The 829-nt window shown below is 73.7% G+C and carries 1 pseudogene; it reads right to left on the bottom strand.

What is annotated here, in order from left to right:
- A pseudogene (locus D7Y13_RS41850) lies at positions 1-637 on the bottom strand (hypothetical protein); the annotation flags it as partial.
- Between the last annotated feature and the right edge of the window lie 192 nt (positions 638-829).

Genomic DNA, 829 nt, shown 5'->3' with positions numbered 1-829 from the left:
ACTGAAGCCCCTCCAGCTCCCCCGTCACCACGTTGCCGCCCACCGCGAACTGCACGCCGGACGCGGTGCCGCGCACCACGTTGGCGCCCACGGCCAACTGTCCCCCTGACAGCTCCTGCCCCACCCAGTTCGCCCCCAACGACATCGCCAGGCCGTCCACCCGCTTCGCCTGCGTCCCGAGCAGGCCCACCGCGAACGTCGTCACCAGGCGGCCCGTGTCCGTGCCCACGGTGCTCACGTGCGGCATCAGCATCAGCACCGCCGGAACATGGATTTCATCCGACTCCGAGCGCTGGGCCACCGCGGCCTGAGCCGGCGCCCCCCCCGTCGCGGCCTCCACCAGCGGCGCGGCCGACGGCACGGTGGTGGGCGCCGCCACCGTCGCAGAGGAGGGCTCCGTGCCCGAGGGCATCTCGGTGCCGGGGCGCGGATCCGCGACCGGTGCCGCGGAGGAAGCACCCTGCGTGCGCACCATCACCACCGGCGCGGCGGACGTCGCGGCCACCGTGTCCGAGGGCGCCGTCCCCACGCTCGCGCTTTCGACGGAGGCCGCCACCTTCGCGGGCTCCTCGGCCCCGGCCACGCCTCCCGCCACCGCGACCATCACCCCGACACACACCGCGACCTTGCGATTCATCGCCTGGACCTTCCTGGACTGTTTTCCGAATGGGGCCATCCGCCGGGTGCCTTCCCGCGTGGGAAGCCCGGGGCGCCGCCGTCATGTCGGGGCGTGTTCGCCCCTCGCGGACACAGGAACACCGGCCCCTTCCAGAACTGTCACCTGCCTGTCGCCGACCCCTCGAAGCCCCTCGAAGCCCCCGCCTCCGGC

Origin of the sequence: Corallococcus praedator (assembly GCF_003612125.1) — a bacterium.
Taxonomy (GTDB): Bacteria; Myxococcota; Myxococcia; order Myxococcales; family Myxococcaceae; genus Corallococcus; species Corallococcus praedator.
The sequence above is the reverse complement of the archived record's forward strand: the minus strand, read 5'-3'. Positions and strand labels throughout refer to the sequence as shown.